Source organism: Dactylosporangium sucinum (assembly GCF_014647515.1).
Lineage (GTDB): Bacteria > Actinomycetota > Actinomycetes > Mycobacteriales > Micromonosporaceae > Dactylosporangium > Dactylosporangium sucinum.
On sequence record NZ_BMPI01000003.1, the window covers coordinates 162,758 to 171,321 of the forward strand.

An 8,564-nucleotide genomic window follows, 5' to 3' on the forward strand; every position below is an offset into this window, starting at 1 on the left:
ATTACATCTCCGAAACATTCTGTAACGCTTGGACCATTGTCCGCCTAGATTTGTGTCGTTAGTGTCCTACGGCATCCGACCCGAGACAAGGTCAACCGCCGGTATACCCGCACGCCGGACACAGTGGACTGACCAGAGAGGGGCAGCCATGACAGCCGTCATCCGGGCCGCCATCGTCCAGACCAGCTGGACGGGCGACAAGGAGTCGATGATCAAGGCACACGAGGACTACGCCCGTCAGGCCGCCGCCCAGGGCGCCAAGGTGATCTGTTTCCAGGAGCTGTTCTACGGCCCCTACTTCTGCCAGGTCCAGGACAAGGCGTACTACGAGTATGCCGAGTCCATCCCCGGGCCCACCACCGAACGCTTCCAGGCCCTCGCCGCCGAGCTGGGCATGGTCATGGTCCTGCCGATGTACGAGCAGGAGCAGCCGGGCGTCCTGTACAACACCGCCGCCGTGGTCGACGCCGACGGGCGTTACCTCGGCAAGTACCGCAAAAACCACATCCCGCAGGTGAAGGGCTTCTGGGAGAAGTTCTACTTCCGCCCCGGCAACCTCGGCTATCCCGTCTTCGACACCGCCGTGGGCAAGGTCGGCGTCTACATCTGCTACGACCGGCACTTCCCCGAGGGCTGGCGGGCCCTGGGCCTCAACGGCGCGCAGATCGTCTTCAACCCCTCGGCGACGAGCCGCGGCCTCTCGGCGTACCTCTGGAAGCTCGAACAGCCGGCGAGCGCCGTCGCCAACGAGTACTTCATCGGCGCGATCAACCGCACCGGCATCGAGGACCTCGGCGACAACGACTTCTACGGCACCTCGTACTTCGTCGACCCGGAGGGCAAGTTCGTCGGCGAGGTCGGCGACGCGCACAACCCGGAGCTGATCGTCCGCGACCTCGACCTGGACCTGCTGGCCGAGGTCCGCGACCGCTGGGCGTTCTACCGCGACCGCCGCCCCGACGCCTACGGGGAGCTGGTGCAGCCGTGATCCTGATCAAGGGAGGGATCGTCGTCGGTCCCACCGGGGCCATCCCGGGCGACGTGCTCATCGTCGGGGAGCAGGTCTCGGCCGTGTTCGCGCCGGGACAGGGCCCGACCGAGGGCGACTTCGAGGTCATCGACGCGACCGGGAAGTACGTCATCCCCGGCGGCGTCGACGCGCACACGCACATGGAGCTGCCGTTCGGCGGTACCTTCGCGAGCGACACCTTCGACACGGGCACCAAGGCCGCCGCGTTCGGCGGCACCACGACCATCATCGACTTCGCGGTGCAGCGCACCGGCGAGGTGGTCCAGGACGGCCTCGCCGCCTGGCACGCCAAGGCCGCCGGCAACTGCCACATCGACTACGCGTTCCACCAGATCCTCGGCGGCGTCGACGACGAGTCGCTCAAGGCGATGGACCAGCTCGTGACGGACGAGGGGATCACCAGCTTCAAGCTGTTCATGGCGTACCCCGGGGTCTTCTACAGCGACGACGGCCAGATCCTGCGCGCGATGCAGAAGGCGCGGGACAACGGCGCCATGATCATGATGCACGCCGAGAACGGCCCCGCCATCGACGTGCTCGTCAAGCAGGCCCTGGAGCGCGGCGAGACCGACCCGATCCACCACGGCATCACCCGGCCCGAGGCGCTGGAGGCCGAGGCGACCAGCCGCGCGATCTGGCTGGCCAGCGTCGCCGCCGACTGCCCGCTCTACATCGTCCACCTGTCCGCGAGCAAGGCCCTGGAGCAGGTCGCCGCCGCCCGCGACCTCGGGCGCAACGTGTTCGCCGAGACCTGCCCGCAGTACCTGTACCTCACGCTCGAGGACCAGCTCGGCGCGCCCGGCTTCGAGGGCGCCAAGTGGGTCTGCTCCACCCCGCTGCGCAGCAAGCACGAGTCACACCGCGCCGACCTGTGGCGGGGACTGCGCAGCAACGACCTGTCGGTGGTGTCGACCGACCACTGCCCCTTCTGCTTCAAGGACCAGAAGGAGCTCGGCCTCGGCGACTTCTCGAAGATCCCCAACGGGATCGGCGGCGTCGAGCACCGCGTCGACCTGCTCTACCAAGGGGTCGTCGACGGCAAGCTCTCGCTCGCCCGCTGGGTCGAGACGATCGCGACCACGCCGGCCCGGATGTTCGGCCTGTTCCCGCGCAAGGGCATCATCGCGCCCGGCTCCGACGCCGACATCGTGCTCTACGACCCGTCCGCCCGCACCCGGATCAGCGTCGAGACGCACCACATGAACATGGACCACTCCGCCTGGGAGGGCTACGAGATCGACGGCAAGGTCGACACCGTCATCTCCCGCGGCACGGTCATCGTCTCCGGCGACCAGTACCACGGGCGCGCCGGCCACGGGCAGTTCGTCCGCCGCGGACTCTCCGACTACCTGATCTGAGGCAAGCAGACATGCGAGAGATCAAGCACTGGCTCGACGGCCAGGCCGTGTCCGGCACGAGCGGCAGGCAGCTGCCCGTGTGGGACCCGGCCACCGGCGAGCAGCAGGCCTACGTCGTCGCCGCGACGAAGGCCGAGACCGAGCGGGCGGTGGCCAGTGCGCTGGCCACCTTCCCCGAGTGGCGGGCGGCGTCGCTGTCGCGCCGGGCCGAGGTGATGTTCCGGTTCCGCGAGCTCGTCGACGCCAACCGCAAGGAGATCGCCACCCTCGTCAGCCAGGAGCACGGCAAGACCGTCGCCGACGCCGGCGGTGAGCTGGCCCGCGGCCTGGAGAACATCGAGTTCGCCACCGGGGCGCCGCACCTGCTCAAGGGCGGGTACAGCGAGCAGGCGTCCACCGGCGTCGACGTGTACTCGATCCGCCAGCCGCTGGGCGTCGTCGCCGGCATCACCCCGTTCAACTTCCCGGCCATGGTGCCGATGTGGATGTTCTGCAACGCGCTGGTGTGCGGCAACACGTTCGTGCTCAAGCCCAGCGAGAAGGACCCGTCCGTCTCGCTGCTGCTCGCCGACCTGCTGCGCCAGGCCGGCCTGCCCGACGGCGCGTTCAACGTCGTGCAGGGCGACCGGGAGGCCGTCGACACGCTCATCGAGCACCCCGACGTGCAGGCGCTGAGCTTCGTCGGCTCGACCCCGATCGCCCGGCACGTCTACGAGGCCGGCACCCGCGCCGGCAAGCGCGTCCAGGCCCTCGGCGGCGCCAAGAACCACATGGTGGTGCTGCCCGACGCCGACGTCGAGGCGGCCGCCGACGCGGCCGTGTCGGCCGGCTACGGCTCGGCGGGGGAGCGGTGCATGGCCGTCTCCGTCGTCGTCGCCGTGGGCACGATCGCCGACCCGCTCGTGGCGGCGATCAGCGAGCGGATCGGCCGCATCGCGGTCGGCCCGGCCTCCGACCCGGCGGCCGAGATGGGCCCGCTCATCAGCCGCGAGCACCGCGACCGGGTGGCCGGCTACCTCGCCGACCCCGGCACCGCCGAGGTCGTCGTCGACGGCCGCGACGCGCCGGTCAGCAGCGGGCCCGGCTTCTTCCTGGGCGCCTCCCTCGTCGACAAGGTGAGCACCGACTCGCCCCTGTACAAGGACGAGATCTTCGGGCCGGTGCTTTCAGTGGTACGGGCGGAGACGTACGACGACGCCGTGCAGCTCGTCAACGACAACGAGTTCGGCAACGGCACCGCCATCTTCACCCGCGACGGGGGCGCGGCCCGCCGCTTCCAGTACGACGTGGTCTGCGGCATGGTCGGGGTCAACGTCCCGATCCCCGTCCCGGTCGCCTACTACAGCTTCGGCGGCTGGAAGTCCTCGCTCTTCGGCGACCTGCACATGTACGGCCCCGAAGGCATCCAGTTCTACACGCGCAGCAAGGTCGTCACCTCGCGCTGGCCCGACCCGGCCACCTCGCAGGTCGACCTGGGATTCCCGAAGGTGCGGTGACGGCATGGACGTAGGCGTGGTGCTGCAGTGCGACCCGCCCGCGATGGGCGTGGTCGAGCTGGCCAAGCAGGCCGAGGCGGCCGGGTTCAGCCACGTGTGGACGTTCGACTCGCACGTGCTGTGGCAGGAGCCGTTCGTCATCTACAGCAAGATCCTGGCCGACACCGAGCGGGTGATCGTCGGACCGATGGTCACCAACCCGGGCACCCGGGACTGGACGGTGACGGCGTCCCTGTTCGCCACGCTCAACGAGATGTACGGCAACCGCACGATCTGCGGCATCGGCCGCGGCGACTCGGCGGTGCGGGTCCTCGGCTCCCGCCCGACCACCCTGGCCGAGCTGCGCGAGTGCGTGCAGGTCATCCGGGAGCTGGGCAACGGCCGCCCGGTGCACCTGCGCGACCGCGACCTGCAGTTCGCGTGGGCGCCGGACAGCCGGCTGGAGGTCTGGGTCGCCGCCTACGGGCCGAAGGCCCTGGCCCTCACCGGCGAGGTCGGCGACGGCTACATCCTGCAGCTCGCCGACCCCGACATCGCCGCCTGGATGATCAAGGCGGTCCGGGACGCGGCCGCCAAGGCGGGCCGCGACCCCGACACCATCAAGTTCTGCGTGGCCGCGCCGGCCTACGTGGGTCCCCCGGAGACGCTCGCCCACCAGCGGGACCAGACCCGCTGGTTCGGCGGCATGGTCGGCAACCACGTCGCCGACATCGTCGAGCGCTACGGCGCCGACGGCACGGTGCCCACGGTCCTGACCGACTACATCAAGGGCCGCAAGGGTTACGACTACGCCGAGCACGGCCGCGCCGGCAACCCGCACACCGACTTCGTCCCCGACGAGGTCGTCGACCGGTTCTGCATCCTCGGGCCGGTCGAGCACCACCTCGAGCGCCTCGCCGAGCTCAAGGACCTCGGCGTGGACCAGTTCGCCCTGTACCTGCAGCACGACGCGAAGGAGTCCACGCTCGCCGCCTACGGCGAGTCAGTCATCCCGGTCGTCAGATGAGGAGAGCCATCGCTGCCCTCGCGGGTCTCGCCGCCTTCGTACTCCTCTGGGAGGGGTACAAGGCGGTCGGGAACCCCGAGGGCACCGTGGTCCTCGGGGTCCGGATCCTGCCCCGCGCCGACGACCTGTCGATGCCGCACCTGCTCGACGTGGCGCGGCGCCTCGGCCGGCCCGAGCTCACCGGCGGCCGTCCGGTCTGGCACGTCGTGCTCGACGCCTGCCTGTTCACCCTCGGCATCACCGCCGCCGGGTTCGCCGCCGGCGCGCTCGTCGGCTTCGTCCTTGCCGCGCTCATGCAGCGCTTCCGGGTCGTCGAGCGGGGCCTGCTGCCCTACGTGGTGCTCTCGCAGACCGTGCCGCTCGTCGCGCTCGCGCCGCTCGTGGCCGGCTGGAGCGGGGCGCTGTCGTTCGGCCCCTACCCGTGGCAGGACTGGATGACCGTCTCCACCATCGCCGCGTACCTCGCCTTCTTCCCCGTCGCCGTCGGGCTCCTGCGCGGCCTGCAGTCGCCGTCGGCGAGCGGCGTCGAGCTCATGCGCAGCTACGCCGCCGGCTGGTGGCGCACGTTCGTCAAGCTCCGGCTGCCGTCCGCGCTGCCGTTCCTGTTCCCCGCGCTGCGCCTGGCCGGGGCGGCCGCGGTCGTCGGCGCCGTCGTCGGGGAGATCTCGACCGGCACCCGCGGCGGCATCGGCCGGCTCGTCATCGAGTACAGCCGGGAGGCCACCAGCGACCCGGCCAAGGTCTACACCGCCATGCTCGGCGCCGCGCTGCTCGGCCTGGCCGTCGCCGCGTTCGTGAGCCTGCTCGAGCTTCCCCTCATGCGTCATCGTCGTCGAGTCGAGGTGAACGTGATATGACGGCCGTGGAGATCACCGGCGTCAGCAAGGTGTTCAACGCTGGTCGCCCCGACGAGGTCGCCGCCCTGTCCGACGTCGACCTGACCGTCGACAGTGGACAGTTCGTGTCCCTCATCGGGCCGTCCGGCTGCGGCAAGTCCACGCTCCTGCGCCTCGTCGCGGACCTCATCGCGCCGACGGCCGGCACGGTCACCGTCGCCGGGAAGCCGGCGGCGAAGGCCCGGCGCGACCAGGAGTACGGGATCGCGTTCCAGCAGGCCGGGCTCTTCGAGTGGCGCACGGTGCGGCGCAACGTGGAGCTGCCGCTGGAGCTGCGCAAGGTGCCCAGGGCCGAGCGGCGGGCCCGGGCCGAGGAGATGCTCGCGCTCGTCGGGCTGTCCGACTTCGGCGGCCACTACCCGGCCCAGCTGTCCGGTGGCATGCAGCAGCGCGTGGCGATCGCCCGGGCGTTGGCGGTACATCCACCCCTCCTGCTCATGGATGAGCCCTTCGGCGCCCTCGACGAGATGACGCGGGAACGGCTGCAGACCGAGCTCCTGCAGATCTGCGCCAAGACCGGCACGTCGACGGTCTTCGTCACACACTCGATCTCCGAGGCCGTGTTCCTGTCCGACAAGGTCGTGGTCATGTCGGCCCGGCCCGGGCGGATCACCGCGTCGATCGACATCGACCTGCCATCGCGCGACGAGGCGGCCCGGCAGTCCACGACGTTCTTCGACGCGGTCACGACGGTCCGGAAGGCGCTGCGGGCATGAGACTCGTGCGCTCGGTCCTGCCGCCAGTCCTCGTGGGCGTCGTGGCGCTCGCCGGCTGGGAGCTCACCGTCAAGCTCGGCCGGGTCGCGCCGTTCATCCTGCCGGCGCCCTCGGCGATCTGGGAGCAGCTCGTCGAGCAGCGCTCCAACGTCTTCGACGCGGCCCTGGCGAGCGGCGCCAACGCGCTCGTGGGGCTCATCGGCGGGTCCGTGGTCGCGGTGCTCGCGGCGATGTTCGCTTCCCGCGTGCGCTGGATCGGTGACGTCTCGGTGCCGTTCGCGGCCGTGCTGAACGCGCTGCCGATCATCGCGCTCGCCCCGATCCTCAACAACATGTTCGAGTCGACCAGCAGCGTGCCCCGCCGGCTGGTCGCCGGGATCATCGCGTTCTTCCCGGTCTTCATCAACACGCTGCGGGGCCTGCGGGAGGTCGACCCGACCCACCGCGAGCTCATGGACAGCTACGCCGCGAGCGGCTGGACCTTCGCCCGCCTGGTCCGGCTGCCCGGCGCGCTGCCCTACGTGTTCACCGGCCTGCGACAGGCGTCGTCGCTGGCGGTCATTGCTGCGGTCGTCGCGGAGTACTTCGGCGGCCTGCAGGACGGGCTCGGGGCGCGGATCACCTCCGCCGCCGCGTTCACCGCATACCCCCGGGCATGGGCCTTCGTCGTCGGCGCCTGCGCCCTCGGGCTCGTCTTCTACCTCACCACGCTCCTGCTGGAGCGGCTCGCAATGCCCTGGAAGGCACGTTCGTAGCGTCTTTTGCGGAGGTACCCCCCAATGAGAAGCAGGTCCCTCATCAGCGTCGCTGTTGCGGCATTTGTACTGGCAGGCTGCGGCACCGCTGACACACCGTCGACGTCCCCGACTGCCGCCGGCGGTCTCAGCACCGTGAAGCTGCAGCTGCAGTGGTTCTTCCAGGCCCAGTTCGCCGGCTACATCGCCGCCGTCGACAAGGGCTTCTACAAGGAGCAGGGCCTCGACGTCCAGCTGCTGGAGGGCGGCGTCGACATCGTGCCGCAGACCGTCCTCGCGCAGGGCAAGGCCGACTACGCCGTGGCCTGGGTGCCGAAGGCACTCGCCTCCCGCGAGCAGGGCGCCGGCATCACCGACGTCGGGCAGATCTTCGCCCGCTCCGGCACCTACCAGGTCGCGTTCGCCAGCAGCAACATCAAGTCCCCGGCCGACTTCAAGGGCAAGAAGGTCGGCAACTGGGGCTTCGGCAACGAGTTCGAGCTCTTCGCCGGCATGACGAAGGCCGGCCTCGACCCGGGCAAGGACGTGACCCTGGTCCAGCAGCAGTTCGACATGCAGGCGCTGCTGAAGAAGGAGATCGACGTGGCGCAGGCCATGTCGTACAACGAGTACGCGCAGCTGCTCGAGGCGACGAACCCGGCGACGGGCCAGCTGTACAAGCCCGAGGACTTCTCGATCATCGACTGGAAGACGGTCGGTTCGTCGATGCTCCAGGACGCGGTGTGGGCGAACACGGCCAAGCTGTCGGACAAGGCCTACCAGGACCAGACGGTCAAGTTCCTGACGGCCACGATCAAGGGCTGGGCCTACTGCCGCGACAACGCGGAGGAGTGCCGTGACCTGGTGGTGGCGAAGGGCTCGAAGCTCGGCAAGAGCCACCAGCTGTGGCAGATGAACGAGGTGAACAAGCTCATCTGGCCCTCGTCGAAGGGCATCGGCCTGGTCGACGAGAAGGACTGGAACCAGACGGTCGACATCTCGATGACCACGAAGAACCAGGTCGGCGACACGGTCCTCAAGAAGAAGCCCGAGGGCCAGGCGTACACCAACGACTACATGCAGACGGCTCTCGACGCGGCCAAGGCGGCCGGCATCGACGTGACGGGCTCGTCCTTCTCTCCGAAGACGGTGACCCTGACCGCCGGCGGCGCCTGACCTTCGACGGCACGGGGCCGGCCGTCCCTCACGGCCGGCCGGCCCCTCCCTCGCGCCGCGCCTCCGCCCCTCCCTCGCGCCGTGCTTCCGCGCCGTGCTTCCGCGCCGTGCTTCCGCGCCGTGCTTCCGCGCCGTGCTTCCGCGCCGTGCTT

General features: G+C 70.0%; 8 protein-coding genes. All 8 read left to right on the top strand.

Going from position 1 to position 8,564, the window contains the following annotated elements; genetic code table 11:
* The first annotated feature begins 148 nt into the window (after positions 1 to 148).
* The 8 genes from IEZ31_RS03450 (at position 149) to IEZ31_RS03485 (ending at position 8,412) form a co-directional block, all read left to right on the top strand.
* A complete protein-coding gene (locus IEZ31_RS03450; RefSeq protein WP_190248223.1) occupies positions 149 to 988 on the top strand; it encodes a nitrilase-related carbon-nitrogen hydrolase in 840 nt (279 codons plus the stop codon).
* Complete coding sequence (gene hydA, locus IEZ31_RS03455; protein WP_190248224.1) at positions 985 to 2,388, top strand: dihydropyrimidinase; 1,404 nt, start codon at positions 985 to 987, stop codon at positions 2,386 to 2,388. Before IEZ31_RS03450 ends, hydA begins: the two co-directional genes overlap by 4 nt.
* An 11-nt stretch (positions 2,389 to 2,399) precedes the next feature.
* Positions 2,400 to 3,884 carry a CoA-acylating methylmalonate-semialdehyde dehydrogenase gene (locus IEZ31_RS03460; protein ID WP_190248225.1) on the top strand — a complete coding sequence of 495 codons (1,485 nt, stop codon included), beginning with the start codon at positions 2,400 to 2,402 and terminating at the stop codon, positions 3,882 to 3,884.
* 4 nt (positions 3,885 to 3,888) lie between these two features.
* Positions 3,889 to 4,890 carry a TIGR03842 family LLM class F420-dependent oxidoreductase gene (locus IEZ31_RS03465; protein ID WP_190248226.1) on the top strand — a complete coding sequence of 334 codons (1,002 nt, stop codon included), beginning with the start codon at positions 3,889 to 3,891 and terminating at the stop codon, positions 4,888 to 4,890.
* Entirely contained in the window at positions 4,887 to 5,747 is an 861-nt protein-coding gene (locus IEZ31_RS03470) for an ABC transporter permease (RefSeq protein WP_190248227.1), read from the top strand. The genes IEZ31_RS03465 and IEZ31_RS03470 overlap by 4 nt, the downstream gene beginning before the upstream one ends.
* Positions 5,744 to 6,502 carry an ABC transporter ATP-binding protein gene (locus IEZ31_RS03475; protein WP_190248228.1) on the top strand — a complete coding sequence of 253 codons (759 nt, stop codon included), beginning with the start codon at positions 5,744 to 5,746 and terminating at the stop codon, positions 6,500 to 6,502. Before IEZ31_RS03470 ends, IEZ31_RS03475 begins: the two co-directional genes overlap by 4 nt.
* On the top strand, positions 6,499 to 7,257 hold the full coding sequence (locus tag IEZ31_RS03480; protein WP_190248229.1) for an ABC transporter permease: 759 nt from the start codon (positions 6,499 to 6,501) through the stop codon (positions 7,255 to 7,257). The genes IEZ31_RS03475 and IEZ31_RS03480 overlap by 4 nt, the downstream gene beginning before the upstream one ends.
* A gap of 135 nt (positions 7,258 to 7,392) precedes the next feature.
* Positions 7,393 to 8,412, top strand: a complete 1,020-nt coding sequence (locus tag IEZ31_RS03485) for an ABC transporter substrate-binding protein (protein WP_229834088.1) — start codon at positions 7,393 to 7,395, stop codon at positions 8,410 to 8,412.
* Positions 8,413 to 8,564: the final 152 nt, after the last annotated feature.

Bases quoted from the DNA above. Each gene is read 5' to 3' on its own strand.
- IEZ31_RS03450 (WP_190248223.1), top strand. From the start codon at position 149: ATGACAGCCGTCATCCGGGCCGCCATCGTCCAGACCAGCTGGACGGGC.
- IEZ31_RS03460 (WP_190248225.1), top strand. From the start codon at position 2,400: ATGCGAGAGATCAAGCACTGGCTCGACGGCCAGGCCGTGTCCGGCACG.
- IEZ31_RS03465 (WP_190248226.1), top strand. From the start codon at position 3,889: ATGGACGTAGGCGTGGTGCTGCAGTGCGACCCGCCCGCGATGGGCGTG.
- IEZ31_RS03470 (WP_190248227.1), top strand. From the start codon at position 4,887: ATGAGGAGAGCCATCGCTGCCCTCGCGGGTCTCGCCGCCTTCGTACTC.
- IEZ31_RS03475 (WP_190248228.1), top strand. From the start codon at position 5,744: ATGACGGCCGTGGAGATCACCGGCGTCAGCAAGGTGTTCAACGCTGGT.
- IEZ31_RS03480 (WP_190248229.1), top strand. From the start codon at position 6,499: ATGAGACTCGTGCGCTCGGTCCTGCCGCCAGTCCTCGTGGGCGTCGTG.